This window comes from Streptomyces sp. NPDC007264 (assembly GCF_042869095.1).
Taxonomy (GTDB): Bacteria; Actinomycetota; Actinomycetes; order Streptomycetales; family Streptomycetaceae; genus Streptomyces.
On sequence record NZ_JBIAFD010000018.1, the window covers coordinates 73,899 to 99,178 of the forward strand.

At 70.9% G+C, this 25,280-nt stretch carries 26 protein-coding genes and 2 pseudogenes; 23 read left to right on the forward strand and 5 right to left on the reverse strand.

What is annotated here, in order from left to right:
• The first annotated feature begins 6 nt into the window (after positions 1-6).
• Both ACFYMU_RS26945 and ACFYMU_RS26950 read left to right on the forward strand, forming a co-directional pair.
• Complete coding sequence (locus ACFYMU_RS26945; protein ID WP_388378199.1) at positions 7-732, forward strand: WbqC family protein; 726 nt, start codon at positions 7-9, stop codon at positions 730-732.
• Complete coding sequence (locus ACFYMU_RS26950; protein ID WP_388378202.1) at positions 729-1,283, forward strand: flavoprotein; 555 nt, start codon at positions 729-731, stop codon at positions 1,281-1,283. The genes ACFYMU_RS26945 and ACFYMU_RS26950 overlap by 4 nt, the downstream gene beginning before the upstream one ends.
• A 317-nt stretch (positions 1,284-1,600) precedes the next feature.
• Here the strand turns inward: ACFYMU_RS26950 and ACFYMU_RS26955 are convergent, their stop codons facing one another.
• Positions 1,601-2,098 carry a hypothetical protein gene (locus ACFYMU_RS26955; protein ID WP_388378205.1) on the reverse strand — a complete coding sequence of 166 codons (498 nt, stop codon included), beginning with the start codon at positions 2,096-2,098 and terminating at the stop codon, positions 1,601-1,603.
• Positions 2,099-2,489: 391 nt separating this feature from the next.
• Here ACFYMU_RS26955 and hemL point away from each other — a divergent pair, with 391 nt between their 5' ends.
• The 8 genes from hemL to ACFYMU_RS26995 all read left to right on the forward strand — a co-directional run bounded on the left by hemL (position 2,490) and on the right by ACFYMU_RS26995 (position 11,013).
• Entirely contained in the window at positions 2,490-3,809 is a 1,320-nt protein-coding gene (gene hemL / locus ACFYMU_RS26960) for a glutamate-1-semialdehyde 2,1-aminomutase (protein WP_388378208.1), read from the forward strand.
• Entirely contained in the window at positions 3,806-4,480 is a 675-nt protein-coding gene (locus tag ACFYMU_RS26965) for a histidine phosphatase family protein (protein ID WP_388378211.1), read from the forward strand. The genes hemL and ACFYMU_RS26965 overlap by 4 nt, the downstream gene beginning before the upstream one ends.
• 203 nt (positions 4,481-4,683) lie before the next feature.
• A complete protein-coding gene (locus ACFYMU_RS26970) occupies positions 4,684-5,970 on the forward strand; it encodes a hypothetical protein (RefSeq protein WP_388378214.1) in 1,287 nt (428 codons plus the stop codon).
• Between the two features lie 77 nt (positions 5,971-6,047).
• A complete protein-coding gene (locus ACFYMU_RS26975) occupies positions 6,048-6,689 on the forward strand; it encodes a TlpA family protein disulfide reductase (protein WP_388378217.1) in 642 nt (213 codons plus the stop codon).
• 1 nt (position 6,690) lies between these two features.
• Complete coding sequence (locus tag ACFYMU_RS26980) at positions 6,691-7,464, forward strand: cytochrome c biogenesis CcdA family protein (RefSeq protein ID WP_388378220.1); 774 nt, start codon at positions 6,691-6,693, stop codon at positions 7,462-7,464.
• A 3-nt stretch (positions 7,465-7,467) separates the two neighbouring features.
• The gene (locus ACFYMU_RS26985) at positions 7,468-9,342 is read left to right on the forward strand and encodes a cytochrome c biogenesis protein ResB (protein ID WP_388378223.1); all 1,875 of its coding nucleotides are present in this window, start codon (positions 7,468-7,470) and stop codon (positions 9,340-9,342) included.
• Positions 9,343-9,353: 11 nt separating this feature from the next.
• Entirely contained in the window at positions 9,354-10,436 is a 1,083-nt protein-coding gene (gene ccsB / locus ACFYMU_RS26990; RefSeq protein WP_388378408.1) for a c-type cytochrome biogenesis protein CcsB, read from the forward strand.
• A 166-nt stretch (positions 10,437-10,602) separates the two neighbouring features.
• Positions 10,603-11,013: an SRPBCC domain-containing protein gene (locus ACFYMU_RS26995; protein WP_388378226.1), complete on the forward strand. Its 411-nt coding sequence runs from the start codon at positions 10,603-10,605 to the stop codon at positions 11,011-11,013.
• Between the two features lie 6 nt (positions 11,014-11,019).
• Here ACFYMU_RS26995 and ACFYMU_RS27000 read toward each other — a convergent pair whose 3' ends face one another.
• The 3 genes from ACFYMU_RS27000 to ACFYMU_RS27010 all read right to left on the reverse strand — a co-directional run bounded on the left by ACFYMU_RS27000 (position 11,020) and on the right by ACFYMU_RS27010 (position 15,236).
• Positions 11,020-12,564: an ABC transporter substrate-binding protein gene (locus tag ACFYMU_RS27000; RefSeq protein ID WP_388378229.1), complete on the reverse strand. Its 1,545-nt coding sequence runs from the start codon at positions 12,562-12,564 to the stop codon at positions 11,020-11,022.
• On the reverse strand, positions 12,564-14,651 hold the full coding sequence (locus ACFYMU_RS27005) for a hypothetical protein (protein WP_388378232.1): 2,088 nt from the start codon (positions 14,649-14,651) through the stop codon (positions 12,564-12,566). The genes ACFYMU_RS27000 and ACFYMU_RS27005 overlap by 1 nt, the downstream gene beginning before the upstream one ends.
• A gap of 186 nt (positions 14,652-14,837) precedes the next feature.
• Positions 14,838-15,236 carry a PLD nuclease N-terminal domain-containing protein gene (locus ACFYMU_RS27010; RefSeq protein WP_388378410.1) on the reverse strand — a complete coding sequence of 133 codons (399 nt, stop codon included), beginning with the start codon at positions 15,234-15,236 and terminating at the stop codon, positions 14,838-14,840.
• An 88-nt stretch (positions 15,237-15,324) separates the two neighbouring features.
• On the opposite strand from ACFYMU_RS27010, the gene ACFYMU_RS27015 reads away from it, so the two are divergent.
• The 5 genes and pseudogenes from ACFYMU_RS27015 to ACFYMU_RS27035 all read left to right on the forward strand — a co-directional run bounded on the left by ACFYMU_RS27015 (position 15,325) and on the right by ACFYMU_RS27035 (position 19,208).
• Complete coding sequence (locus ACFYMU_RS27015) at positions 15,325-16,782, forward strand: menaquinone biosynthesis decarboxylase (RefSeq protein WP_388378235.1); 1,458 nt, start codon at positions 15,325-15,327, stop codon at positions 16,780-16,782.
• 73 nt (positions 16,783-16,855) lie between these two features.
• Positions 16,856-17,758, forward strand: coding sequence for a menaquinone biosynthesis prenyltransferase MqnP (mqnP, locus tag ACFYMU_RS27020; RefSeq protein ID WP_388378238.1), 903 nt, complete (start codon positions 16,856-16,858; stop codon positions 17,756-17,758).
• An 86-nt stretch (positions 17,759-17,844) separates the two neighbouring features.
• Positions 17,845-18,006: pseudogene (locus ACFYMU_RS27025) on the forward strand (AAA family ATPase); the annotation flags it as partial.
• A gap of 33 nt (positions 18,007-18,039) precedes the next feature.
• Positions 18,040-18,227: pseudogene (locus tag ACFYMU_RS27030) on the forward strand (IS982 family transposase); the annotation flags it as partial.
• A 111-nt stretch (positions 18,228-18,338) separates the two neighbouring features.
• Positions 18,339-19,208 carry a hypothetical protein gene (locus ACFYMU_RS27035; RefSeq protein ID WP_388378241.1) on the forward strand — a complete coding sequence of 290 codons (870 nt, stop codon included), beginning with the start codon at positions 18,339-18,341 and terminating at the stop codon, positions 19,206-19,208.
• A 327-nt stretch (positions 19,209-19,535) separates the two neighbouring features.
• Here the strand turns inward: ACFYMU_RS27035 and ACFYMU_RS27040 are convergent, their stop codons facing one another.
• Positions 19,536-19,826, reverse strand: a complete 291-nt coding sequence (locus ACFYMU_RS27040) for a GntR family transcriptional regulator (protein WP_388378244.1) — start codon at positions 19,824-19,826, stop codon at positions 19,536-19,538.
• Between the two features lie 181 nt (positions 19,827-20,007).
• Between ACFYMU_RS27040 and ACFYMU_RS27045 the strand changes: the two genes are divergently transcribed.
• The 8 genes from ACFYMU_RS27045 to ACFYMU_RS27080 all read left to right on the forward strand — a co-directional run bounded on the left by ACFYMU_RS27045 (position 20,008) and on the right by ACFYMU_RS27080 (position 25,208).
• Positions 20,008-20,352 (forward strand): hypothetical protein, encoded by a 345-nt coding sequence (locus ACFYMU_RS27045; protein WP_388378247.1) that lies wholly within the window; start codon positions 20,008-20,010, stop codon positions 20,350-20,352.
• On the forward strand, positions 20,352-20,738 hold the full coding sequence (locus ACFYMU_RS27050; protein WP_388378250.1) for a hypothetical protein: 387 nt from the start codon (positions 20,352-20,354) through the stop codon (positions 20,736-20,738). The genes ACFYMU_RS27045 and ACFYMU_RS27050 overlap by 1 nt, the downstream gene beginning before the upstream one ends.
• 360 nt (positions 20,739-21,098) lie before the next feature.
• Positions 21,099-21,791: a UbiX family flavin prenyltransferase gene (locus ACFYMU_RS27055; RefSeq protein WP_388378253.1), complete on the forward strand. Its 693-nt coding sequence runs from the start codon at positions 21,099-21,101 to the stop codon at positions 21,789-21,791.
• An 86-nt stretch (positions 21,792-21,877) separates the two neighbouring features.
• A complete protein-coding gene (locus tag ACFYMU_RS27060) occupies positions 21,878-22,336 on the forward strand; it encodes an Lrp/AsnC family transcriptional regulator (RefSeq protein WP_388378256.1) in 459 nt (152 codons plus the stop codon).
• An 85-nt stretch (positions 22,337-22,421) separates the two neighbouring features.
• Positions 22,422-23,585 (forward strand): aminofutalosine synthase MqnE, encoded by a 1,164-nt coding sequence (mqnE, locus tag ACFYMU_RS27065; RefSeq protein ID WP_388378259.1) that lies wholly within the window; start codon positions 22,422-22,424, stop codon positions 23,583-23,585.
• A gap of 4 nt (positions 23,586-23,589) precedes the next feature.
• Complete coding sequence (locus ACFYMU_RS27070; RefSeq protein ID WP_388378262.1) at positions 23,590-24,114, forward strand: GNAT family N-acetyltransferase; 525 nt, start codon at positions 23,590-23,592, stop codon at positions 24,112-24,114.
• Between the two features lie 95 nt (positions 24,115-24,209).
• A complete protein-coding gene (locus ACFYMU_RS27075) occupies positions 24,210-24,509 on the forward strand; it encodes a DUF4229 domain-containing protein (protein WP_388378413.1) in 300 nt (99 codons plus the stop codon).
• 42 nt (positions 24,510-24,551) lie between these two features.
• Positions 24,552-25,208, forward strand: coding sequence for a TetR/AcrR family transcriptional regulator (locus ACFYMU_RS27080; RefSeq protein ID WP_388378265.1), 657 nt, complete (start codon positions 24,552-24,554; stop codon positions 25,206-25,208).
• Positions 25,209-25,280 lie beyond the last annotated feature (72 nt).

Sequence of the window (25,280 nt, forward strand, 5' to 3'; positions counted from 1 at the left end):
GGCGCGGTGTGCGCGATCCACCAACCGAACCTGTTCCCGCGGCTTTCCACGCTGGCCAAGCTGTACGCCGCCGACCGGTGGATCGTCCTTGACGACGTCCAGTTCGCCCGGCGCGACTACCAGCACCGGGCTCGTCTGGCGGCCCTGGACGAGCCCGCTCGGCAGCGGTGGCTCACGCTCCCGACCTACCTTCCCCACGGGCGCCCGACACCGATCGACCAGGCACGGCTCGTCGAACCCAGCCGATCCCGTCGCACCGTCAGCCTGTTGATACGCCAGTACTACGGCCGCAGCCGCTACTGGCCCGCGGTGCGCGACGTCCTGGACGCGGTTCTCGATCAGTTCGAGGACACCGACCGTGTATCCGACGTTGCCAAGGCGTCGACGGTCGCCCTGCTCACCGCGATGGGCTGGAGCGGCGAGGTACTGGACAGCAGCACGATTCCGACCCGAGAAGGCCGGTCAGAGCGACTCGCCGACCTCGCCGCGGCCACCAGCAGTACCCACTACCTCTGCGGCACGGGCGGCTGGCGCTACCTCGACACTCAGGCGTTCGATGCCCACGACATCCAGGTGCTGTCCTTCCACACCCCTGTGGACACGGGCGACCCACTCTGGCGGTTGGCCCGCCACATCAGCAGCCTCTGGGCGCTGAGCAGGATCGGGCCGGAGGCCCTGGCTGCCCTGCTGGCGGCCCAACGAGACCATCGGCTTATCGGGGGCTTCACGTGACCGAGCCGCAGATGTCGGGCAAGAAGCCGTTCCTGCACGTCGTCGTGTGTGCGGCCGGGGTCGCCGGCGACATCGCCAAGCTGATCACGGCTGCTCAGGAGGCGAACTGGAACGTGGGCGTTATCGCCACTCCGCAGGGCCTGGGTTTCATCGACACGGAGGCAGTCGAGGCCCAGACCGGCTACCCCATCCGCTCGGCGTGGCGCTCGCCCGGCGATCCTCGCCCACTGCCGCCGGCCAGCGCCATCGCGGTGGCCCCGGCCACCTTCAACACGGTCAACAAGTGGGCGGCAGGGATCTCCGACACCCTGGCGCTGGGCATCCTGTGCGAGGCGTACGGCATGGGCATCCCCACCGCTGTCCTGCCGTATGTGAATTCGGCCCAGGCTGCCCATCCCGCGTACCGGCAGAGCCTGGAGCGGTTGCGCGAGATGGGCGTTCTGATCGGCTCGTACGAGCCGCACCGGCCGAAGGCCGGGGGCGGGGCTGACCGTTACCGCTGGGAGGAGGCGCTGGAACTGCTTGCTCCTGAAGTGTCCGCCCCGGCCTGACCAGCGCCGCCGTATCGGAAGCGGCGGAGGAGTGGCTGCTGCAGGCTGGAGGGGAGTGGCCCGGCGTTGTGTGACGCTGCGAGCCCTGGCTGCCTCGGCTCGTGGACTGGGGCGTGGCGTTCGCCAAGGCGGCGTATGCGCGAGGTCAGGGTGCGGGTGAGGGCTGTGGGCGTCGTCCAGGGTGCCCAGGGCACATCATCAGTGCCCTCGCCGAAACCCATGTGCCCTCGAAGTGCCCTGGCGGCCTGACGGCCCCTCCCGGCACACGACGAGGGGCGGGACCCGAAGGCCCCGCCCACACCGCAAGAAACCCCGGCTCAGGGCCACACCAGGCAGTACGGCTGATGCCCCGCCTCGTGCAGCCGATGGCTGAAATCCTGCCACTCGTGCAGGAGCTGGTACACGTTGAACGCGTCCCGCGGGCCGCCGCGGTCCGGGACCGTCGACCAGATGAAGGCCGCGGCGCCCACCGCCTCCTCGCCGATGTCGCGCAGAGGGTCCACGACCGTCATGGGCAGCTTGACGACCGCGTAGTCGGGGTGCAGGACCACCAGCTCCAGCGGCGGGACCTTGTGCAGCGGGACGCCCTCGATGCCCGTGAGGACCATCGCCGCCATCGTCTCCGGCTTGATCTTGGTGAACATGCCGCCCATGCCGAGCTCGTCGCCACCGAGCTCCTCGGGCCGCATCGAGATCGGGACGCGGGCTGCCGTGGCGCCGTCCGGCGCGCCGAAGTATTTGTACGTCACCCCCACCCGACCACCATTCCCGCTCCCTGTCCTCAGCCGGTCGACCGTGCGTTCTCCACGGTCCATACGGGCCGCCCGGCCGATTCGCTCAGGATCTCCCTGCGAACGCTGTGAGCCCGGCGAAAGCTGCGAGCTCTGTGAACCCTGTGAAGGGGAGCCCTCCGGGCCGCGCGAACCATAGGGATCGCGCGCCTCCTGCGGCTCCTGTGCCCGACGTGTCTCTGTCGTCTCCTCCGCTTCGCGCCGGTGCCTTCCCCGCCGGGCACGCCGAGGACCCAGGTCATCGGTCCCCTCGCCCAGTCCGCCACCGCGATGCATATCTCCACCCGACTGCTTTTCTAGGACGCGTGGCCCCCGCCGCGCAACCCGATCATCGTGCCAGTGACCTCCCCCGCGGCCGCTCGCCGAAACGTGCGTGCAAACACCTGTCCGCGGGATCTTCGAGGGCTCTGACACCATGGCTAGTGTGAGCTATCCGTACGAAGCCCCAGTTTCGCAGACTCTTTTCGAGCGCGCGGCGGCCGTCACGCCCGGCGGCGTGAACTCTCCGGTGCGCGCCTTCCGCGCCGTGGGCGGTACGCCCCGGTTCATGGTGTCCGGCAGCGGTCCCTATCTCACCGATGCCGACGGACGTGAATATGTCGATCTTGTTTGTTCGTGGGGGCCCATGATCCTGGGCCATTCCCACCCCGAGGTGATCGCCGCCGTCCAGGAGGCAGTCTCCCGCGGCACCTCTTTCGGCACGCCCGGTGAGGGCGAGGTCGCGCTCGCCGAGGAGATCGTCGCCCGGGTCGGGCCGGTCGAGCAGGTGCGCCTCGTCTCCAGCGGGACCGAGGCCACCATGTCGGCGATCCGGCTCGCCCGTGGGTTCACCCGGCGGTCCAAGGTGATCAAGTTCGCCGGGTGCTACCACGGGCACGTCGACTCGCTGCTGGCGGCCGCCGGGTCCGGGGTCGCCACCTTCGCGCTGCCCGACACCCCCGGCGTGACCGGCGCCCAGGCCGGCGACACCGTCGTCCTGCCCTACAACGACCTGGACGCCGTCCGTACCGCCTTCGCCGCGCACCCCGGCGAGATCGCCTGCGTGATCACCGAGGCGTCGCCCGGGAACATGGGCGTCGTGCCGCCGCTGCCCGGGTTCAACCAGGGGCTCAAGGACCTCTGCCGGGACAACGGCGCCCTCTACATCTCCGACGAGGTCATGACCGGCTTCAGGACCAGCAGGGCCGGCTGGTACGGGATCGACGGGGTCGAGCCGGACCTCATGACCTTCGGCAAGGTCATGGGCGGCGGCTTCCCCGCCGCCGCCTTCGGGGGGCGAGCGGACGTGATGGCGCACCTGGCCCCGGCCGGGCCCGTCTACCAGGCCGGCACCCTCTCCGGGAACCCGGTCGCCACCGCCGCCGGCCTCGCCCAGCTGCGGCTGCTGGACGACGCCGCGTACGACAAGGTGAACGCGGTCTCCGCGGAGATCCGCACGCTGGTCACCGAGGCGCTCGGCAAGGAAGGCGTCGCCCACCGGCTGCAGAGCGCCTCCAACATGTTCTCCGTGTTCTTCACCGACCGCCCGGTGCGCGACTACGAGGACGCCAAGGCGCAGGAGTCCTTCCGGTTCACCGCCTTCTTCCACTCCCTCCTCTCCCAGGGCGTCTACCTGCCGCCCTCGTCCTTCGAGTCGTGGTTCGTCTCCACCGCCCACGACGAGCGGGCCGTCCAGCGGATCGCCGACGCCCTTCCGGCGGCGGCCCGGGCAGCTGCGGAGGCCACAGCAGCATGAGTGACATCACCGTCGTCCACCTGATGCGGCACGGCGAGGTCGCCAACCCGGACGGGGTCCTCTACGGACGTCTGCCCGGCTACCACCTGTCCGAGCTGGGCCGGCGGATGGCCGACCGGGTCGCGGAGCATCTCGCCTCACGGGACGTCACCCACGTCGTCTCCTCCCCGCTGGAGCGGGCCCGGGAGACGGCCACCCCGATCGCCAAGGCGCACGGGCTGGACCTCGCCGTCGACGAGCGCCTCATCGAGGCCGACAACGTCTTCCAGGGGAAGACCTTCGGCGTCGGCGACGGGGCGCTCAGACGACCCGAGAACTGGAAGCACCTGGTCAATCCCTTCAAGCCGTCCTGGGGGGAGCCGTACGTGGAGCAGGTCGTCCGGATGATGGGGGCGCTGCACACCGCCAAGGACGCGGCGCGCGGGCACGAGGCCGTGTGCGTGAGCCACCAGCTGCCGATCTGGATCGTGCGCAGCTTCGTGGAGAAGCGGCGGCTGTGGCACGACCCGCGCAAGCGGCAGTGCACGCTGGCCTCCCTGACCACGTTCACGTTCCAGGGCGACCGGATCGTGTCCGTCGGGTACTCCGAGCCGGCCCGCGAACTGGTTCCGGCGCATCTCCTCGCGGGTGCCAAGCCGGTGAAGGGGAAGGACAAGGCGTTCGGGGCCTGAGGGATTCCGGGTCCGGGCAACGGGTCCGGGTTCCCGGCGCTGCGCGCTTACACGCACGCTTCGTCACAAGACGTATCCAGTCCTGCCATGTGGGCGTATCTTCGTAAAATCCGCTATATAGGCTCGCGTTCGGCGGAACCGTCGTCTTCGTCGCGCCCTCTGAATGGGTGACCACCGAGAGGGCGCGATGAAATGGGGACGGGATGCGGGACATCAGCCGGCGGGGACTGATAGGGCTCGGGGCGGGTGCGGCGGCCACGCTGGGACTGGCCGCCTGCGGTTCCAAGGACGGGGACGGCGGACGGGCCGACGGCGGTTCCGGCCGGGGGGGTTCCAGCCCGTCCCACAGCCCCACGGCCACCGCGCGCCCCCTGGGTGACGGCTCCACCGCCGACAGCGGCAAACAGCCGAACCAGCCCGGAAAACCCGCACCGCTGGAGCCCGGTCAGACCCCGCCGCAGTTCGTGGTCTTCTCCTGGGACGGTGCCGGTGAGGTCGGAAACGGTCTCTTCCCGCGCTTTCTCGACCTCGCCAAGGAGCACGGCGCGCACATGACCTTCTTCCTCTCCGGGCTCTACCTGCTCCCGGAGTCGAAGAAGCGCAAGTACCTTCCCCCGAACAACGCGCCGGGCGCCTCCGACATCGGTTATCTGACGGACGATCACATCCGCGCCACGCTCCGGAACGTCCGCCGCGCCTGGCTCGAGGGCCACGAGATCGGCACCCACTTCAACGGCCACTTCTGCTCCGGCTTCGGAACGGTCGACCACTGGACCCCCAAGCAGTGGCGCAGCGAGATCGAGCAGGCCAAGTCCTTCGTCAAGGAATGGCGCACCAACACCGGCTTCACCGATCTGCCGTCGCTGCCCTTCGACTACGACAAGGAGCTGATCGGCGGCCGTACGCCCTGTCTCCTCGGCCAGGACAGGCTGCTGCCCACGGCGCGCGCACTCGGCTGGCGCTACGACGCGTCCTCGCCCGGCGGCCGCCAGCGCTGGCCGGTGAAGCGGCAGGGCCTGTGGGACTTCCCGCTCCAGCTGATCCCGTTCCCCGGGCACCGGTTCGAGGTCCTGTCGATGGACTACAACATGCTCGCCAACCAGTCGATCAGGACGACGCAGGCGCCCCCGTCCAACTACCCCGGCTGGCGCACCCAGGCGGCGAATTCGTACATATCCGGATTCAAGAGGGCGTACGAGACCAATCGCGCGCCCTTCTTCATAGGCAACCACTTCGAGCACTGGAACGGCGGCATCTACATGGACGCCGTCGAGACGGCCTTCAAGCACATCGCACGCGAGAAGGAGAAGGGCGCCGACGTACGGCTCGTGTCGTTCCGGCAGTTCACGGACTGGCTCGACGTGCAGCGGCCCGAGGTCGTCGCCAAGCTGCAGTCCCTGGACGTGGGGCAGCAGCCGGCGGGCGGCTGGAAGGAATTCCTGTCGGGCACCGGCAAGGGGGGTTCGGGCAGCCCGTCGCACGCGGCCTGACACGCGGGTCGCCGCCCGCGCCGCGTCCGCGAGGGGGGTGCGCAAGATCCTCGGAACGGACATGCGAAACTTTTCACATGAGTGCCGCCTGCCGCGCCCCCCGACGCCTGAACCGCACGCGTACCCGCACCCGCACCCGCCGACGCACCGCCCTCGTCGCCGTCGGTGCCGCCGTCGCGGCGCTCGCCCTGTCCGCCTGCACCTCCGGCGGCACCTCCGGGGGCTCCGGCAAGACCGGCTTCATCACCGGTGCGGACGGCATCGCGACCGCGGCGAAGGGCGAGCGGGACGCCGCCCCCGACCTGTCCGGCACGACGATCGACGGTACGAAGCTGGACGTGGCCGACTACAAGGGCAAGGTCGTCGTCATCAACGTCTGGGGCTCCTGGTGCTCGCCGTGCCGTGCCGAGGCGCCGAACTTCGTCAAGGTCGCCGCGCAGACCGCGGGCCGGGGCGTCCAGTTCGTCGGCATCAACACCCGTGACACCAGCACGGAACCGGCCCGCGCCTTCGAGAAGCAGTACGGGGTCACGTACCCGAGCCTGTACGACCCGACCGGCAAGCTGATGCTCCGCTTCCGCAAGGGCACCCTCAACCCGCAGGCGATCCCCTCCACGCTCGTCCTCGACCGGGACGGGAAGATCGCCGCGCGCACGTTGCAGCCCCTCAGCGAGGAGAAGCTGCGCCGGCTGATCGACCCGGTCCTCGCGGAGAAGTGACGTGACCGCAGTGTCCATGCTCGCCGCGGCCACCGACCCGAACCAGACGGTCCTCAACGGGGCCCTGCTGGTCGCCCTGCCGGTCGCCCTCCTCGGCGGCCTCGTCTCCTTCTTCTCGCCCTGCGTCCTGCCGCTGGTCCCCGGCTATCTGTCGTATGTGACCGGCGTCACCGGCACCGACCTCGCCGAGGCACGGCGGGGCCGGATGGTCGCCGGAGCCTCACTGTTCGTCCTCGGCTTCACCGCCGTGTTCGTGTCCGGGGGCGCGCTGTTCGGGTTCTTCGGGCAGACGCTGCAGGAGCACAAGGACACCCTGTCCAAGACGCTCGGGGTGCTCATGATCCTCATGGGCGTGTTCTTCATGGGCCTGATGCCCTGGCTCACCCAGCGCGAGTTCCGCTTCCACAACCGGCCCGCCGCCGGCCTCGTGGGCGCCCCCTTCCTCGGCGCGCTCTTCGGGATCGGCTGGACGCCGTGCATCGGCCCGACCCTCGCCTCCGTGCAGGCCCTCGCGTTCAACCAGGCGAGCGCCGGGCGTGGGGCCATACTGACCGTCGCCTACTGCCTCGGCCTGGGCGTGCCCTTCGTGCTCGCCGCGGTCGCCTTCCGCAAGGCGCTCGGCGCTTTCGGCTGGGTCAAGCGGCACTACGCCTGGGTGATGCGCATCGGGGGCGGCATGATGATCGTGACCGGACTGCTGCTGCTGACCGGCGTCTGGGACGGCATCGTGCAGCACATGCAGAGCTGGTCCAGCGGCTTCACGGTGGGGGTCTGATCCATGAGCGACACACGGAGCGCCGACGTGCACAGCGACGAGACCCCCGGGACGCCCGGGACGACCGGGACCCCCGGGACCTCGGAGACCCCCGAGACGACCGGGACCCCCGAACCCCCGGAGGCCCGCCTCGGCGCCGAACCCGACCTCGGGGAGGCCGGCTCGCAGTTGTCCACCGCGCCCGCCGAGACCGCCGTGCCCGGCTCCTTCGGCGGCACCCGCGCCCCCGGCGCCAAGGGATGGATCACCTGGACCGCGCGCGAGACCCTCGGCTGGGCCCGCTGGTTCTGGCGGCAGCTGACCTCCATGCGGGTCGCCCTGATCCTGCTGTTCCTGCTGTCGCTCGGCGCGATCCCCGGCTCGCTCATCCCGCAGTCCGGCACCGACGTGATGAAGGTGGCGGACTTCAAGAACCGGCACACGGTGCTCGGCCCGCTCTACGACAAGCTCGGGCTGTTCCACGTGTACAGCTCGGTGTGGTTCTCGGCGATCTACATCCTGCTGTTCGTCTCCCTCATCGGCTGCATCGTGCCGCGCACCTGGCAGTTCACGGGCCAGCTGAGGGGCCGCCCGCCGGCCGCGCCCAAGCGGCTGACCCGGCTGCCCGCGTACGCGGCCTGGCGCACCGACGCCGATCCCGAACAGGTCCGCGAGGCCGCCCTGAAGGTCCTCGGGCAACGGCGCTTCCGCGCGCATGTCGCGGGAGACGCCGTCGCCGCCGAGAAGGGCTATCTGCGTGAGTTCGGCAACCTGGCCTTCCACGTCGCGCTGATCGTGCTGCTGGTCGCCTTCGCCTGGGGCCAGCTCTACAAGTCCGAGGGCAACAAGCTGATCGTCGAGGGAGGCGGGTTCTCCAACACCCTCACCCAGTACGACGACTTCAAGTCCGGAAACCTCTTCACCAGCGACGACCTGGTGCCCTTCAGCTTCAACCTGAAGAACTTCACCGGAACCTACGAGCGCAGCGGCCCCAACAAGGGCACCCCGCGCACGTACCAGGCGGCCATCACCTACAGCATGGGCGCCTACGGCAAGGAGAAGAAGAGCACCATCAAGGTCAACGAGCCGCTGCACATCGACGACGCGAAGGTCTACCTCGTCAGCCACGGGTACGCGCCCGTCGTCACCGTGCGCGACGGCAAGGGCCATGTCGTCTTCCACGACGCGGTGCCGCTGCTGCCGATCGACGGCAACGTCACCTCACAGGGCGCGATCAAGGTGCTGGACGGCTACCGCAACGCCCAGGGGCAGCAGGAGCAGCTCGGCTTCCACGCGATCCTGGTGCCGACCTTCGCCGGCGCCGGCAAGGGCACGATGTTCTCCCAGTTCCCGGCGCTCGACAATCCGGTGCTGGCGCTGAACGCGTACCACGGGGACCTGGGCGTCAACGCCGGCATCCCGCAGAACGTGTACCAGCTGGACACCAAGAACCTGAAGCAGTTCAAGGACGCCAAGGGCGACATCCTCAAGGCCCGCCTGGTGCCCGGCCAGACCATGCAACTGCCGGGCGGCAACGGCTCGATCACCTTCGAGAAGGACATCAAGGAGTGGGCCGGCTTCCAGGTCGTGCAGGAGCCCGGCAGCGGCTGGGCGCTCGGCGGCGCGCTCGCCGCGATCTTCGGCCTGGCCGCCTCCCTGTTCATCCAGCGCCGCCGCGTCTGGGTGCGCGCGACGACCGGCGCCGACGGCGCCACCCTCGTGGAGATGGCGGGACTCGGCCGCAGCGAGTCCCCGAAGCTGCCCGAGGAACTCGGCGACCTGGCCGCGCTCGTCCACGACCGGGCACCCACGAAGAACGACGACCCTGACGCCGACCCCGATCAGGAGCCGGACGCCGCAACCCCCGTACCTGCCGCTGAAGGGGCTCGGAACAAGTGACCCTCGACCACATGACCCTCGCCGTCGCCACCAACGAACACCTCGCGAACATCAGCAACACGCTGATCTACTCCGCGATGGCCGTCTACACGCTGGCATTCTTCGCGTACATCGCCGAATGGCTCTTCGGCAGCCGCAGCAAGGTCGCCCGCACGGCCGGCGCGCTGACCTCCGCGGCCCCGAAGGAGGCGGCGGCGCCCGCCGTCACCGTCAGGAAGGCCGGGGGCACCGCGGTGCTCGAGCGGCCCGAGGTCGTCACCCGCGCCGCGGCCGGCGCCCGTGACGTGCCGGACGGCCCCGGTGCCCACGGAGGCGACGAACAGGGCGACCTGTACGGCCGGATCGCCGTGTCGCTCACCGTGGTGTCCTTCCTCGTCGAGTTCGGCGGCGTGCTCGCCCGCGCCCTGTCGGTGCAGCGGGCCCCGTGGGGCAACATGTACGAGTTCAACATCACGTTCTCCACGGCCGCCGTGGGCGTGTACCTGGCGCTGCTCGCGCTGAGGAAGAACGTCCGCTGGCTGGGTCTCCCGCTGATCACCACGGTGCTCCTCGACCTCGGCCTCGCCGTCACCGTGCTGTACGTGGACAGCGACCAGCTGGTGCCCGCCCTGCACTCCTACTGGCTGTACATCCACGTCTCCACGGCGATCATCTGCGGCGCGGTCTTCTACGTGGGCGCGGTCGGCACGATCCTCTACCTGTTCAAGGACTCCTACGAGAACAAGCTGCAGAACGGCGGCACGCCCGGCACCTTCGCCACCTCCGTCCTGGAGCGGCTGCCCTCCTCGGCCTCGCTCGACAAGTTCGCCTACCGCGTGAACGCCGCCGTCTTCCCGCTGTGGACCTTCACGATCATCGCGGGCGCCATCTGGGCCGGTGACGCCTGGGGCCGCTACTGGGGCTGGGACCCGAAGGAGACCTGGTCGTTCATCACCTGGGTCGCCTACGCCGGCTATCTGCACGCCCGGGCCACGGCCGGCTGGAAGGGCCGCAAGGCCGCGTACATCGCGCTCGCCGCCTTCTGCTGCTGGCTGTTCAACTACTACGGCGTCAACATCTTCGTGTCCGGCATGCACTCCTACAAGGGCTTCTGACCGCCGGGGCACCCCGTATACGCGAAGGCCGGTTCCCGTGATCCATGCCGCGGGCACCGGCCTTCGTGCACGGCCGCCGCGCCGGGCCTCACCGCGGCGCCGGACGCCTGGCCGCACCGCCTCCGCAACGGGTGCGGAACCCCCGTCCGCGGGCCACGCTGGTGTCATGACCAATCCCATCGAAGAGGGCACAGCCGAGCGCCGGGGGGACGCCCGCATACGGCACTACCAGCTGCGCCTGGCCCGGCCCGTGGAGGAGGTCTGGACCGCTCTGGCCACCCCCGCGGGCCTGCGGGAGTGGCTGGCCGTCGCCGAGCCCTTCGAACCCCGGCTCGGCGGCGCCGTGGTACTCCGGCTGCCCGGCGCGGCGGCCCGGGGACGGATCACCGCCTGGGACGTCGAGCGGGTCGTCGAGTACACGGTGGCCGGCCGCGACCGCATCCGCTTCCACCTGGAGCCGGACCGCCCGGCGGGCACCACCGTGCGGTTCACCCACGAGAGCGCCGACGACCGCGATCCGGGCTGGCGGGAACGCTTCGAGCGCCTGCTCGCCTCCGTGGAGGGCGGCATCCTGTGACGGCGCTCACGCGGGGGGCAGGCACTCCCTGGCCGGCGCCTTGCCCTCCGGCCAGGCGATCCTCACGAACCGCGACCCGCCCGACGGCGTCAGCTCCACGATCGGCACGGCCTTGTCGTACGGATTGCCGTGCGCGTCGAGGCAGATCCACCCGCTCGCCCCGTTCAGCCGCTGCGACCCCTTCATCAGCGACCACTCGTTGACGACGTCCCCCAGCGCCGGCGCCACCCGGCCGCTCGGCGTGGCCTCCCGCACTCCCTGCACCACCAGCCGCATGGCGTCGTAGGCGATGATCAGCTGCCCGTCGTCCAGGACGACCGGGCCGATCGGCCCGACGGGCTCCCGGCCGCTCCGGCCGATCAGCGAGTCCAGGGCCGCGGCGTCCGCCGGACTGCCCCCCGTCGTCGCCTTCTCGCCCTTCCACGCGTCCGGATGTGCCAGCGCCGTGTAGCGCACGGAGAGACTGCGGTTCAGCGCCGTCCGGTCGAGCTGCCGGTCGCCGGTGAGGTACGAGCCCTCGTCGCCCGTGAGCAGCGTCAGCCGGTGGTCCATGCAGCCGCGTGCCCCCAACGCGTTGACGAACTGCCGCAGTTGGGTGTGCCGGCCGGCGAACAGGATCGTGTCCGTGGTCTTCGGGGTGTCGCACACCAGCTGGGTGATCTGCCGGAACTGGTTCGCCGTCGTGCCCTCCTGGGTGCGGTCCGCGGGCGGGCTGAACGGCTGCGGCTGGTAGGGCGATCCGGCCGTCAGCCTCTCGAAGGCGCTCTGCAGGGTACGGGTGTACGGGTCGCCGGGCCTGTCGTACACCAGCATCGCCCTGCCCGCGGAGACCCGGGCGAAGGACGCGAGGGCGCGGGCCGAGTCGCTGTTGGTGGGGGCCACGCGGGCGAGCCCCGGGAAGGGGTCCTTTCCGCCGGGACCGTTGGCGAGGCTGTCGGCGGTGATGGAGGAGCCGACGACGGGGATGCCGCGGCCGGTCAGTTCCCTGACGGCCGCCCTGTTGTTGTCGGTGCTCAGCCCTATGCCGGTCACCGCCCGCAGCCGGTCGGGCCCCTCGGCCATCTCGGTCAGCCGGTCCACCACGTCCGGCCAGTACGTCCCGTCGCGGCCGGTGTTGGCCAGCACCAGCCGGATGTCGGGGGTCTCCCCGGTGGCCTCGTGGTTGGCGTGGTACTGGGCGAGATAGGCGCCCTGGAGCTCGTGCAGCGTGTCGTTGACGCTGTCCGGGTCGCTCGCGGTGAACGGCTCGAAGAGCGCGACGGTGACGTAACGTCCCGCCGTCAGACGGTCGTTCTCCCGGTCCACCGCCCGGATGACCCGGGTGAACCGGGGCTGCCCGAAGTCGTACGCCGTCGCCGACACGCCCACGCAGTCGTCGCTGTCCCCGGGACGGACCACCCCCTCGGCGCAGGACCGGTCCTGCTCGCCCAGCCGCAGCCCGCCCCACACGGCGGCGGCCGTGAGCACCGCGGCGAGCAGCAGCGCCGCATACCGGCGGAACGGGATCTCCCACACGTCCTCGCGCAGCCATCTCCACAGCCGTCCGGCCATCACCGGCCCCCGTCCTCGTCGTCCGGAACGCGCAGCGGCCGGCCGGCCAGCGCGTCCGACGGCCAGTCCCGCGACGCGCGCCACAGCAGGGCGGTGCCCCCCGGCCGCAGATTCGACAACTGCTCAAGTTCGAAGCGCAGCCGCTCGGCCACCTCCGGGTCGGGCAGGACCAGCGGATCGGTCAGCTGCCACACCGCGTGCAGCAGGCGCCGTACCCGCAGGTGCAGCACGGCGTCCGCGCCCTCCGGCGGCCGCTGAGCCGCGTCCGTGCGCCCCAGCGCGACCGCGGCCCGGTGGTCGGGGCCGCCCACGTCGCGGCCCTCGGCGTCGTGCGCGTGGTAGTAGGACGCGGAGGCGATGAACACGAGCGACCCCAGCCAGTCGCCGACGTCGGCGCCCGGGAAGGTGTCGCGCAGCCGGGCGACCGCGAGGTCCGTCCGGCCGAGGGCGAGTTCGTGGTGCAGGCGGTAGCGGGCGGCGTCCGCGGTGTCCCGCTCGCCGTAGTGGTCGACGAGGGTGCGGTGGGCCGCCGTCCACCGCTCGTGGCCGGCGTCGAGGTGGTGCAGCCGCAGCAGGAGCAGCGTCCGCAGGAACGGATCGCCGACGAACTGCCCCTCCGCCGTGGGCCATCCCTCCTCGGCGAGCCGCTCCTCCAGACCGAGCACCCCGGCCGCGCCGAAGTCCTCCGGGAGGTGTTCCCGCGCGAGCGCCAGCGCGGAGTCCCGGTCGTGGGCGGCGGCGAGCACGGTCAGCTCGTCGAGCCGGCCGCCGGGCACCAGCCGGTCCAGCAGCTCCTGGTGGGCGGGGCGGCCGGTGTGATCGGCGTGGAGGGCGACGTCACGGGTGAGCAGCGCGCCGAGGGAGGTGGCGCCGCGGGGCAGGTTCTGCCGGGCGGACTCGGCGAGCAGGGTGACACCGAGCGGGCTGCCGCCGGTCAACCGGTGGGTGGCGTGCGGGAGCTGGGGCGGTACCTCCAGGCCCCGGCACACGGCCCCCACGAGGTGCAGGGTGTGGTCGGGCGTCAGCGGCGGCAGCGAGACGACCAGCGCCCGGGAGGACGGGGAGGCGCCCGGTTCCCAGCCGGTGCCGCGGGCGACCTCGGCCAGGGTGCGGCGGCCCGCGTTGCGCAGCGCCGGGAGCGCGTATCCGCGCAGCGCCGAGAAGAAGACCACCCGGTCCCCGATGCCGTCCGCGCGGTCGCGCAGCACGGCCTCCATGAGGCCGCGCCCGGCGGGTTCCTGCACGTTGTCGATCAGCACGACCGGGCGGCCGGGCCGGTGGGAGCGCCGCACGACGCCCGCGTAGGCGTCGTCGAGGTCGGCGAGCAGCGCGCGCACGAGATGGCGCTCGGCGTGGGTACGGGAGTCGCCGCCGGCCCGGAAGTGCCCGGAGAGCAGGATGAGCCCCAGTTTGGGGTTGCCGCCCGCGTTCGGGTAGTCGCGGTACCAGGCGGCGGCTCTCCGCAGCCGGCGGTGGGTGGGCGAGACCCCTTCGCCGAAGGCTTCCAGCGTCGCCTCGATGATCGGCTCGACGGCGGGCCCGGTGCTCGACATGGAGACGATGAGCTTGGCGATCACCTTGCTCACCCAGCGCCCCGCGAACCCGTCGAGGAAGGACCGGGGGTCGTTCAGCAGCAGGATCCGCTCGGCCTCGTGCCGCAGACGCGGCAGGTCCCGGCTGTTCCAGCCGCCCGCCGCCACGGCCAGCAGCCCGGACACGAGCCGGGGGAAACCGATCCGCCGCGCGCCGGTTACGGGTTCGGCGAGCTGTTCGGCCACCGTGGTGAGCCCCTGCGCGACCGGCGACCACGCCCCGCCGGGCCGCTCCGCCGGCGGCCCGGCGAACTGGGTCTCCTCGCCGTCGATCAGCGCGACGGGCGTGCGTCCCTGGTAGGCGGCCCGCACCTCTGCGAGCAGCGCACTCTTGCCGAGGCCGCGCCCGCCCGCGAACACCACGAACGGCAGGTCGTCCCCGTGCTCGTACGGGGTGGACCGCAGCTGGTACGGGCGCAGACCCACGAGCCGTGCAGCGAGACCGGGCGGATCGGTGTCGAACAGCGGTTCCCGGCCGTGCAGCCCTCTGAGCACCGCATCCTCCCCCTGGCGCGGTCCGGTCCGATGTGCTGCTGTGAGTTGTATCAACACCACTGTAAAAAGGGGACGTTGATTCGTACCAGGGCGCGTGGTGTCCGTTGGGTCACGAATGCGTTCCGCGGCCCGCCCGCATGTGATCGACCGAGTCCGCCGCGCGCTGGCCCGGCGCGCGGGGAGGGCTCATTCGCCCTTCGGGTCCTCGTCCTGCTCGCGGCGCCGCAACTCGTCCTCGCGCCGCCGCAGGTCGGCCTCCCAGTCCTTCAGGAGCGCCTCGTCCTTCTTGTTCTCCTCCTTCAACGACCGCAGGAACTCGGGGTTGTCGTCGGGCGCGACCCAGGCCGTGCGGTGGTTGCGGTGCCACTCGGAAGGCGTGGCGCCTCCCCCGGAGGGGGCGTGGCGCACCTTGCCGACGACGAGCCAGGCGATGGGGCCGACCAGGACCTCGCCGAAGAGCAGGATGATGATGACCCAGACCACCTTGGGCAGCCCCCGCACCTCTTCCTCGGGGGTGTTCAGGCAGTCGATGAAGGCGTAGATCCACAGCGCCAGGACCAGCAGATAGGGCAGATACCGGAACATGGTGGTGCGATCCCCCAGCAGACGGTGACGGGGCATGGGACGGCCCCGGTGACGGGGCCAGGTTAGCCCTTGCCCGATACTGGAACGCATGGCCTACGACGATCTTCGGTCCCTGCTCCGGGCGCTGGAGCGCGAAGGGGATCTCAAGCGCATCAAAGCCGAGGTCGACCCGTGTCTGGAGGTCGGGGAGATCGTCGACCGCGTGCAGAAGTCCGGCGGTCCCGCGCTGCTCTTCGAGAACGTGCGCGGCTCCGCGATGCCCCTCGCCATGAACGTCTTCGGCACCGACCGCCGCCTCCTCAAGGCGCTCGGCCTGACGTCGTACGGCGAGATCTCCGACAAGATCGGCGGACTGCTCAGGCCCGAGCTGCCGCACGGGTTCGTCGGCGTGCGCGAGGCGTTCGGGAAGCTCGGCGCGATGACCCATGTACCGCCCAGGAAGGTCAAGTCCGACAACGCACCCGTGCAGGAGGTCGTGCTGCGCGGCGACGAGGTCGACCTCGACCGGCTCCCCGCCCTGTTCACCTGGCCCCAGGACGGCGGCTCCTTCTTCAACCTCGGGCTCACGCACACCAGGGACCCCGAGACCGGGATCCGCAACCTCGGGCTGTACCGCCTCCAGCGCCACGACAAGCGCACCATCGGCATGCACTGGCAGATCCACAAGGACAGCCGCAACCACTACCAGGTGGCGGCACGACGCGGGGAGAAGCTGCCGGTCGCCATCGCCTTCGGGTGCCCGCCGGCGGTGACGTACGCCTCCACCGCACCGCTTCCCGGTGACATCGACGAGTACCTCTTCGCCGGGTTCATCGCGGGCAAGCGGATCGAGATGGTCGACTGCAGGACGGTCCCGCTCCAGGTACCGGCCCATGCCGAGGTCGTCCTGGAGGGCTGGCTGGAGCCCGGAGAGATGCTCCCCGAGGGCCCCTTCGGCGACCACACCGGCTTCTACACCCCGCAGGAGCCCTTCCCGGCGCTGACGATCGACTGCGTCACCATGCGCCGGCGCCCCCTGCTCCAGTCGATCGTCGTGGGCCGCCCCCCGACGGAGGACGGGCCCCTCGGCCGGGCGACCGAGCGCTTCTTCCTGCCGCTTCTCAAGATCATCGTCCCGGACATCGTGGACTACCACCTGCCCGAGGCCGGCGGCTTCCACAACTGCGCGATCGTGTCGATCGACAAGAAGTACCCCAAGCACGCGCAGAAGGTGATGCACGCCGTCTGGGGCGCCCACATGATGTCCCTGACGAAGCTGATCGTGGTCGTCGACTCCGACTGCGACGTGCACGATCTGCACGAGGTCGCCTGGCGCGCCCTGGGCAACACGGACTACGCCCGCGACCTCACGGTCGTGGAAGGTCCCGTCGACCATCTCGACCACGCCTCGTACCAGCAGTTCTGGGGCGGCAAGGCGGGCATCGACGCGACGAAGAAGTGGCCCGAGGAGGGCTACACGAGGGACGGCGGCTGGCCCGACATGGTGCTGTCCGACCCGGAGACATCCGAACGGGTGACGCGACGCTGGAAGGAGTACGGGCTGTGATGCCTACCGACATGCTGGCAGCAGGCAGGGCGGAGAAGGGGTTTCCCCGCCGACGCGGGGATGGTCCGGGCCTGTGAGCAGCGCCTCCGCCGCGATCCCGCAGCCAGGACGCACCAAGGCGTTCCTGCGCCTGGTGATGATCGAGCACTCCGTCTTCGCCCTGCCCTTCGCCTACATCGCCGCGCTGACCGCGATGTACCAGCAGGACCGGAACATCCAGTGGGGCCGGCTGCTGCTCGTGACCGTCGCCATGGTGGGCCTGCGCACCTTCGCCATGGCGGCGAACCGGATCATCGACCGCGAGATCGACGCCCGCAACCCGCGCACGGCCCACCGCGAGCTGGTCACCGGCGCGATGACGGTGCGCCACGCGTGGACCGGTGCGCTGATCGCGCTGGTCTTCTTCCTCGGCGCGGCGGCCCTGCTCAACCCGCTGTGCCTGGCGCTCGCCCCCATCGCGGTGATCCCGATGGTGGTGTACCCGTACGGCAAGCGGTTCACGAACTTCCCGCAGGCCATCCTGGGCCTCGCCCAGGCGATGGGGCCCGTCGGCGGCTGGCTGGCGATCAGCGGCGCGTGGTCCTGGGACGCGGTGATCCTCGGCCTCGCCGTCGGCATCTGGATCGGCGGCTTCGACCTCATCTACGCCTGCCAGGACGTGGACACGGACCGGGCGACGGGGGTGATGTCGGTGCCGGCCCGCTTCGGCGTCCCGGCCGCCGTCCGGGGCGCCCGTGTCTGCCATGCCGTCACGACGGCGCTGTTCGTCTGGTACGGCGTCGCCACCGGGGCGGGCGGCTTCTTCTGGCTGGGCCTGCTGATCGTGGCGAGCGCCTTCGCCTACGAGCACACGATCGTCCGGCCCCACGACCTCAGCCGGCTCGACCGGGCGTTCTTCAGCGTCAACGGGTTCATCGGCATCGCCCTGTTCGTGTGCGCCCTTCTCGATCTCCTGGCTCGGGGCCTGACGGTGTAGGCGTCGGCGCGGGCGGTGCCGGCCCGCAGAGCCCGTAGAGTGCGCTCGGTGATGGTGGGCGCCCGACCTACAGGAAGACGCCCCCGATGTATGTGAGCCGGATCTGTGTGCGGAACATCAGATCGTTCCACGGCGACCGCGACGCCGTGCTCGGTCTCGCACGGCCAGACGGCTCCTACGCCGGATGGACTGTTCTCGCGGGGCGGAACGGATCCGGCAAGACGACGCTGCTGCGGGCCACCGCCCTCGCCGCCGCGGGACCGGACAACGCACGCCGGCTGGTGCGGGCCTCGCTGCCGCAGATCAAGCGGGTGATCCGGATGTTGGCGAAGGACCCGGACTTCTGGCACGACACGGTATGGAGCGCCGACTCGACGCCGGTGCCGTGCGGGATGTCCCGTCCCACGTCAAGCGGTCGGAGTCGGCGGGATGTGCGAACTACGGCTACTGCGCGTCGCATTCGCGGTTCCGCTGAACGTATCTGGACAGACTCGTCCAGGTGAAAACGGCGGGACCGGCCCGTTGTTCCCCGGCACAGCCGCGCGCACGCTGGAGTGAGCCGACTGTGGAGGTGATGGAGATGACATGGTCCGAGGCGGTGCAGTCCAAGGGGAATGCGGAACTGGTGGGCCGCTACACATGGGCGCAGGAGCTGCGGCCCAAGCACCTGCTGAACGCCGACGAACAGCTCGGTCCGCTGTTCGCCCCCCGCAATCCATACCAGAAGAGCCCCCAGGGCGGGGCCTTACTCTGCACGGAAGAGGAGTTACGACGCTGGCGGCAGGCCGTCGAAGTCTACGCCGAAGCCATGGACCAGGCCGACGTCGAGCTGGAGGCCGCTCGGGGCCGGGCGGCCCGCGCCCGGCGCTGGACGTTCGGCAAGTGGCGCCGCGCCGAGGCTGCCTGGCAGCAGGCCCAGGAGCGGTACACCGATGCCGTACGGGCGGCCGACACCGCGTACGCTCCCATACGCTCGGAGATCCGCGCGGGGATCGAGGCCGAGAACGAGATGGCGCGAGCCGAGGAGCGCGCCCGGCAGCAGGCGAATCGCCGCAGGGCGGAGCTGGCCGCACGGCGGCTGTGGGGCTGGGCGTCCTTGCCGGACGGCGACAGTGGCCGACCCGTCCTGTACGTTTTCCGTCACGACGTCGAGCCCGTCGACGTTCCGGAGCCAGCCGTCTCTGTGAGCGCGTCCGGGCTGCACCTGGGGGAGCTCCAGCGGGTCCTGTCCGAGCAGCGTGACCGGCACGGCGGCCGAGTCGTCTGGGACGGCGCCGCGATCGCCCAGACCGAGCGAGAGTTCGGTGGCGTCACACTGCACCACTGGTGGTACCGAACCTTCGGGGAGCACTATATCGGCGGGCCGTACAAGCCCCGCAGCAGCACCTCCCAGCACTACTACTACGGCGGCGGCACGGCCACCGGCGGCTTCATCGGCGGCCACTTCTAGGAAGGCTCTGCCACGCTGCCTGCCACCGCTGGAGCCAGGCGGCAACTGAACTGTGCGGACGCCGCCATGAACAAGGCCCCGGCGTAAGGGAGTCGGGTGCTCTCCGCCGTGGCCTTGCCGTGCGCGGCCACTCGGGACGCCGCCCCGCGTGCCTGGCGTCCGGCGAGGGCGAGGCGTTCGTCCGAAGAGTGTCGAGCGGTGTTGGCGGTGCCTTGGGCTGTGGAATTGGTGAGTTTGGGTCACAGCCACATGGAAAGTGCCAGTTCGCGATGGATTCGAGTGGCTCAAACCCGCCAATTGTCTGCACGTATTCCTGGAGGCCGTCCGTCAGCCGGCGGTCTCGTTCTCCGAGGCGTCGGCGGGTGGTTGTTCGGCGCGGACGAAGGTGCCCTTGATGGGCACGGTGATGACGAGGCCCTGGTCTCGGAGTTCGCGGACGGCCCGGCGGATCGTGTTGACGGCTACGCCGTACTGTTCCGCGAGGTCGCGTTCCGCCGGAAGTCGTGCTCCTACAGGGAGACGTCCCGTGCGGATCTGCTCGGCGATGTGGTGCACAACCTGGAGATACACGTAGACGTGGCTCGTCGGGTCGGGTCTCCAGTCGCGGTCATCAGCCATGACTGCACGCTAAGGCGCCTCGTAGCAGCTCACCACATGAGGTAACAACCACAGGCAGCCGGATGCTTCTAGTTGCTACCTAATGCTTCCTAAGGCAAACTGGGATCGAGTCGAGAAAGCAAAGACCCCGGCGGCCTGGCAGGGCCCCGGGGCGCGGCCAACGCTGAATCGGAGCGTCGACATGCGCAACCTTATCCACCGTGCCGCCCACCGGCTGGGCCTTCTGTTCGCGCCGGGCACCGGAACCCACCGCGCGGGACCCCGGCCGATCCACCGGTCACCGGTGCCCCGCTGCACCGCCCCGGCCATGACGCGGCACCTCGCGCCCCCGCCCCTCCCGCCGCACCGCTCTCCGTACGGGCTGGGCCTCGCCCTCGACGGCGCCGAATCCGCCCTTGTCCGCCCGTACCTCACCGTCCGTGATCAGGACCGTCCTCGGCGTCGCCGTGCCGCGCTCGTACCGGCCGCCGACTTCGGGATCGAACCGGACCGGCGCCTGATCGGCGTGGGGGAGGCGGCCGCCTGATGGAGCGGACGGAATCGCCGGAGCCGGTGACCGCGCTCCGCCTTCTGCCCTGGTTGTCCCCGGAAGGCAAGTCGTGCTATCTGCTGCCCGGCGGTGAGGGGGAGGGCGGATATGTCTCGCGTCTCGCCGACGCGGCGGAAGTCCGGCAACTGGCCACGGGCGTGGAGGTCCTCCAGGACGCACGCCGGGTGCTGGACGACCCGATGTCCCCCTACGCCGAGGTGCGGTACGCGGCACTCCGGCTCACCGAGTGCCTGGGCGACGCCCTGCGCATCGCCGAGTCGCGCGGCCTGCGCCTTCCCGTACCGGATGTCGGGGAGGCCGGAGGGGCCGGCACGGGTGATGCGGAGCCGGATGCGTCGGGGGTGTCGGCGGCGAACCGGTGAGACCGCTTTCCTGTACCGGAGCCTCAACCACTGCCTGATCGGGCATTCCCGAAGTGGCGACTGCATCCCCCACCGCCCGGCGGCGGAACAGGAACGCCGCCGCCACGCCCGCCGCGAGCCCGATCCGACGGCCCTGCCCGCTGATGTGCGTCTGCGTGGGGGCGAGGCCCGTGAGCGTCGTGTCACCCCAGACCGCGCCACCCGGCCCGCCATCAGCTCGGCCGCCGCCTTCGCGCGGTCCCGCTGCGACCACTCCGGGTCCGGGTCCGTGTCCGGCGTGACGACCCCGCCCTCGTCCCGCCCCCTCCGGGCATCGGCCCGGCACCGTTGACCCGCGCGGTGCCGGATAGGCTCGGTGTCGTGAACCCAGTCAAGCCAGGAGAGACGCCGCGTACGCCTTGGATCGTGGGGGTCTCCGGCGCCTCCGGCACCCCGTATGCCGCCGCCGTGCTGCGCGGGCTGCTCGCCGCGGGCGAGAGCGTCGATCTGGTCGTCTCCCGCGCCTCGCGGCTGACGCTGCTGGACGAGACCGGGATCTCCTTCCGGGACGGGCACTGGCAGGACGACCTGCGGGCCTGGCTGTCCCGGGGGGCCGACGGCAAGCCGGGGACGTTCGACGCGGACATCGCGCGGGTGCGGTACTGGAGCGCCGTCGACCTGGCCGCCGGGCCGTCCTCGGGGTCGTATCCCACGAAGGGGATGCTGATCGTGCCCGCCTCCACCGCCTGTGTGGCGGGGGTCGCGCTGGGGCTCTCGAAGGACCTGCTGCAGCGCGCCGCGAGCGTCACCCTCAAGGAGGGGCGGCGGCTGGTGGTCGCCGTCCGGGAGACCCCGCTCAGCGGTCAGACGCTCCGGCACCTGGTGGCGCTGGACGAGGCGGGGGCGGTCGTGCTGCCTGCCTCGCCGGCGTTCTACGCGGGGGCGACGCACATCCAGGACCTGGTGGACTTCGTCGCGGGCCGCGTGCTGGACGCGGCAGGGGTGCGGCACCGGCTCTACCGCCGTTGGGAGGGGGAGCTCGGCGGCCGAACCCGTGGGGCCGGGCCGTCGTGACAGTAACCGGGTAGTTCTCCGGGCACCCCGCAGCACCACTCATCACTTCAGACTCTTCGGATCTTTCAGCGGAAGGCTTCAATCGCATGGACGCGGTGGACAGGCAGCTCATCCAGGCCCTGAGGGAGAACGGCCGGGCCTCCTACGCGGAGCTGGGGCGCCTCGTCGGCCTGTCGGGACCCAGCGTCACGGACCGCATCAACCGCCTGGAGGCGGCCGGCGTCATCACCGGCTACCGCGCCACGGTCGACGCGGCCTCCCTCGGTCTCGGCGTCACCGCCCTCATCGGCATCTCGCTCTCCGACGCCGCCGACCACGAGGACGTGGCCCGCCGCCTCAAGGACCTCCAGGAGATCGAGGACTGCTGGTTCATCGCCGGCGACGACTCGTTCATGCTCAAGGTGCGCTCGACCGACGTGGACGGCCTGGAGAAGACCATCCGCCGGCTGTCCGGCACCAAGGGCGTCTCCCGCACACGGACCACGATCGTGCTCTCCACGAAGTGGGAGAACCGCGTGGGCGAACTCCCGGAAGAGCCCCGATAGGCGCGCGGCGCCGTACGGGGGCGTCTTCCGCCCCGGGGGCGGAAGGTACGGTGGGCACGGTTCGTCCGGAGGGAGAGGCACAAGCATGGACGTCGGGCTCAAGCGCGAGCTGGAGGACAAGGTCCGGGCCGGTGAGCGGCTGACCCGTGAGGACGGTGTCGCCCTGTACGAGTCGGACGACCTCGCCTGGCTCGGCGGCCTCGCGCACGAGGTGCGCACCCGCAAGAACGGCGACGTGGTCCACTTCAACGTCAACCGGCACCTCAACATGACGAACGTGTGCACCGCGTCCTGCGCCTACTGCTCCTTCCAGCGCAAGCCGGGGGAGAAGGACGCGTACACGATGCGGATCGAGGAGGCCGTCCGGCTCGCCAAGGCGATGGAGCCGGACAACCTCACCGAGCTGCACATCGTCAACGGACTGCACCCGAACCTGCCGTGGCGCTACTACCCGCGGTCGCTGCGCGAGCTCAAGGCGGCGCTGCCCGGCGTCTCGCTGAAGGCGTTCACCGCGACGGAGATCCACCACTTCGAGACGATCTCCGGCCTGTCGGCGTCGGAGATCCTCGACGAACTGATCGACGCGGGTCTGGAGTCGCTGACCGGCGGCGGCGCGGAGATCTTCGACTGGGAGGTCCGGCAGCACATCGTCGACCACAGGACCCACTGGGAGGACTGGTCGCGCATCCACCGGCTGGCCCACGAGAAGGGTCTGAAGACCCCCTGCACCATGCTGTACGGCCACATCGAGGAGCCGCGGCACCGGGTGGACCATGTGCTGCGGCTGCGTGAACTGCAGGACGAGACCGGCGGCTTCCAGGTCTTCATCCCGCTGCGCTACCAGCACGACTTCGTGGACATGAAGGACGGCAAGGTCCGCAACCGCCTCCAGGAGCGGACGACGATGGCCACCGGCGCGGAGGCCCTGAAGACCTTCGCGGTCTCCCGCCTCCTGTTCGACAACGTCCCGCACGTCAAGGTCTTCTGGGTCATGCACGGCGTGCAGACCGCGCAGCTGGCCCTGCAGCACGGTGCGGACGACATGGACGGCTCGGTCGTCGAGTACAAGATCACGCACGACGCGGACGACTTCGGCACGCCCGGCAAGCTGACCCGCGAGGACCTGCTCGACCTGATCCGCGACGCCGGCTTCCGGCCGGTGGAGCGCAACACGCGGTACGAGATCATCCGAGAGTACGAGGGGCCGGACCCGGCGCGCCGGGACGAGCCGCAGCCCATGCGGGTGTGAGCCCGTGCCCCTCACCTTCGAGCTCGATCCGGCCGTCACCCCTGCCCTGCGGGACGGCGTCCTCGACCTGTGGGCGGACGTGTCCAACGCGGGCGGGGCCGTCGGGTTCGTGCCCCCGGTGACGCCGCAGGCCGTCCGCCCGGAGCTGGTGAAGCACCTGGTCGCGATGAGCGAGGGCCGCACCCGGCTGCTGGTCGGGTACGACGAGGAGCGGCGGGTGGCCGCGACCGCGTTCCTCACCGCGAACACGCACCGGCTGATGACGCACTGGCTGTGGCTCTACACGGTGATGGTGCACCCGCGGCACCAGGGCAAGGGGTACGGCCGGGACCTGATGTCCGCTGGCGCGGACGCGGCCCGCCGTATCGGGGGCGTGGAGGCGATACGGCTCACCTGCCGGGGCGGCGCCGGCCTGGAGCGGTTCTACGCCTCCTGCGGCTACAAGGAGGTCGGACGGGTGCCCGGCGCGATCCGGGTGGCGCCGGGGGACGACCGCGACGACATCACGATGCTGCTGCCGCTCGGGTGAGGGGCGGCCACCCCCCTGCAAGATCGGGTGCCGAGCGTGCTTCACTGGACGTGCCGTGCCCTTTGGCAATGTTCGGAACGGAAGAGTGGTTTGGGATGCTCCGCTACACGCTGATGCGCCTCGGTATCTTCGCGGGCAGCCTCGTGGTCGTCTGGGGCCTCGTCTACTCGGGCCTCGCCCCGCGCGGCCTCGGCGACTCCAACGGCCTGTGGGTCGTGCTGCTCGCCCTGGTGATCTCGGCCCCCATCAGCTTCGTGGTGCTCCGCAGGGAGCGGGACCGGGCGTCCGAGCGGATCGTGCAGCGGGTCGACCGGATGAAGGCCAACCTCCAGGCGAACCGCGAGCAGGAGGACACGGCGGACGACGCGGCGCGGGCGCAGGGACAGACTTCGTAACCTCGGCCCGTACCGGAGCGGGCCGACCGTAGGCTTGCCCGCATGGGTTCCGTGAAGACCAGGCGGATGCCGCGCGCGGTCCGTGAGCAGCAGATGCTGGACGCTGCCGTGAAGACCTTCGGCCAGCGCGGCTACATGGCCGCGTCCATGGACGAGATCGCCGAACTCGCCGGTGTGTCCAAGCCGTTGGTGTACCTGTACCTGAACTCCAAGGAAGACCTTTTCACCGCCTGCATCCGCCGCGAGGCCGCCGCGCTCATCGAGGCCGTGCGCACCGGTGTCCGGCCCGGGCTCGGCGCCGACCGGCAACTGTGGGAAGGGCTGTGCGCGTTCTTCACGCACACCGCCCGCAACCCGGACGCCTGGGCGGTCCTGCACCTCCAGGCCCGTACGCACCCGGAGCCCTTCGCCGCCGAGGTCGCCGCGATGCGCGAGGAGATCGTCGCGTTCGTGACGCACCTCATCGTGGTGGCGGCCCGGCAGGCGCACCGGGATCCGGACCTGCCCGAGCGGGAGGTCGCCGGGCTCGCCGAGGCCCTGGTCGGCGCCGCCGAGTCGCTCGCCGACTGGGCCAACACCAACCCCGGCGTCTCCGCCCGGCAGGCCGCCGCCACCCTGATGAACTTCGCCTGGGCCGGCCTGGGCAACCTCATGGAGGGCCACCCCTGGTCGCCGCCCGACCACGACAGCGAACCCTAGGCCCTGTCGTCACATTCGCGTCGTCCGCCCGAAGGGCGGGCCGCGCGGCGTCGTGGGGGTCCCCCCGCTCGA

Bases quoted from the DNA above. Each gene is read 5' to 3' on its own strand.
- ACFYMU_RS26955 (WP_388378205.1), bottom strand. From the start codon at position 2,098: ATGGACCGTGGAGAACGCACGGTCGACCGGCTGAGGACAGGGAGCGGG.
- hemL (WP_388378208.1), top strand. From the start codon at position 2,490: ATGGCTAGTGTGAGCTATCCGTACGAAGCCCCAGTTTCGCAGACTCTT.
- ACFYMU_RS26965 (WP_388378211.1), top strand. From the start codon at position 3,806: ATGAGTGACATCACCGTCGTCCACCTGATGCGGCACGGCGAGGTCGCC.
- ACFYMU_RS26970 (WP_388378214.1), top strand. From the start codon at position 4,684: ATGCGGGACATCAGCCGGCGGGGACTGATAGGGCTCGGGGCGGGTGCG.
- ACFYMU_RS26975 (WP_388378217.1), top strand. From the start codon at position 6,048: ATGAGTGCCGCCTGCCGCGCCCCCCGACGCCTGAACCGCACGCGTACC.
- ACFYMU_RS26985 (WP_388378223.1), top strand. From the start codon at position 7,468: ATGAGCGACACACGGAGCGCCGACGTGCACAGCGACGAGACCCCCGGG.
- ccsB (WP_388378408.1), top strand. From the start codon at position 9,354: ATGACCCTCGCCGTCGCCACCAACGAACACCTCGCGAACATCAGCAAC.
- ACFYMU_RS26995 (WP_388378226.1), top strand. From the start codon at position 10,603: ATGACCAATCCCATCGAAGAGGGCACAGCCGAGCGCCGGGGGGACGCC.
- ACFYMU_RS27000 (WP_388378229.1), bottom strand. From the start codon at position 12,564: ATGGCCGGACGGCTGTGGAGATGGCTGCGCGAGGACGTGTGGGAGATC.
- ACFYMU_RS27010 (WP_388378410.1), bottom strand. From the start codon at position 15,236: ATGTTCCGGTATCTGCCCTATCTGCTGGTCCTGGCGCTGTGGATCTAC.
- ACFYMU_RS27015 (WP_388378235.1), top strand. From the start codon at position 15,325: ATGGCCTACGACGATCTTCGGTCCCTGCTCCGGGCGCTGGAGCGCGAA.
- ACFYMU_RS27035 (WP_388378241.1), top strand. From the start codon at position 18,339: ATGACATGGTCCGAGGCGGTGCAGTCCAAGGGGAATGCGGAACTGGTG.
- ACFYMU_RS27040 (WP_388378244.1), bottom strand. From the start codon at position 19,826: ATGGCTGATGACCGCGACTGGAGACCCGACCCGACGAGCCACGTCTAC.
- ACFYMU_RS27045 (WP_388378247.1), top strand. From the start codon at position 20,008: ATGCGCAACCTTATCCACCGTGCCGCCCACCGGCTGGGCCTTCTGTTC.
- ACFYMU_RS27050 (WP_388378250.1), top strand. From the start codon at position 20,352: ATGGAGCGGACGGAATCGCCGGAGCCGGTGACCGCGCTCCGCCTTCTG.
- ACFYMU_RS27060 (WP_388378256.1), top strand. From the start codon at position 21,878: ATGGACGCGGTGGACAGGCAGCTCATCCAGGCCCTGAGGGAGAACGGC.
- mqnE (WP_388378259.1), top strand. From the start codon at position 22,422: ATGGACGTCGGGCTCAAGCGCGAGCTGGAGGACAAGGTCCGGGCCGGT.
- ACFYMU_RS27075 (WP_388378413.1), top strand. From the start codon at position 24,210: ATGCTCCGCTACACGCTGATGCGCCTCGGTATCTTCGCGGGCAGCCTC.
- ACFYMU_RS27080 (WP_388378265.1), top strand. From the start codon at position 24,552: ATGGGTTCCGTGAAGACCAGGCGGATGCCGCGCGCGGTCCGTGAGCAG.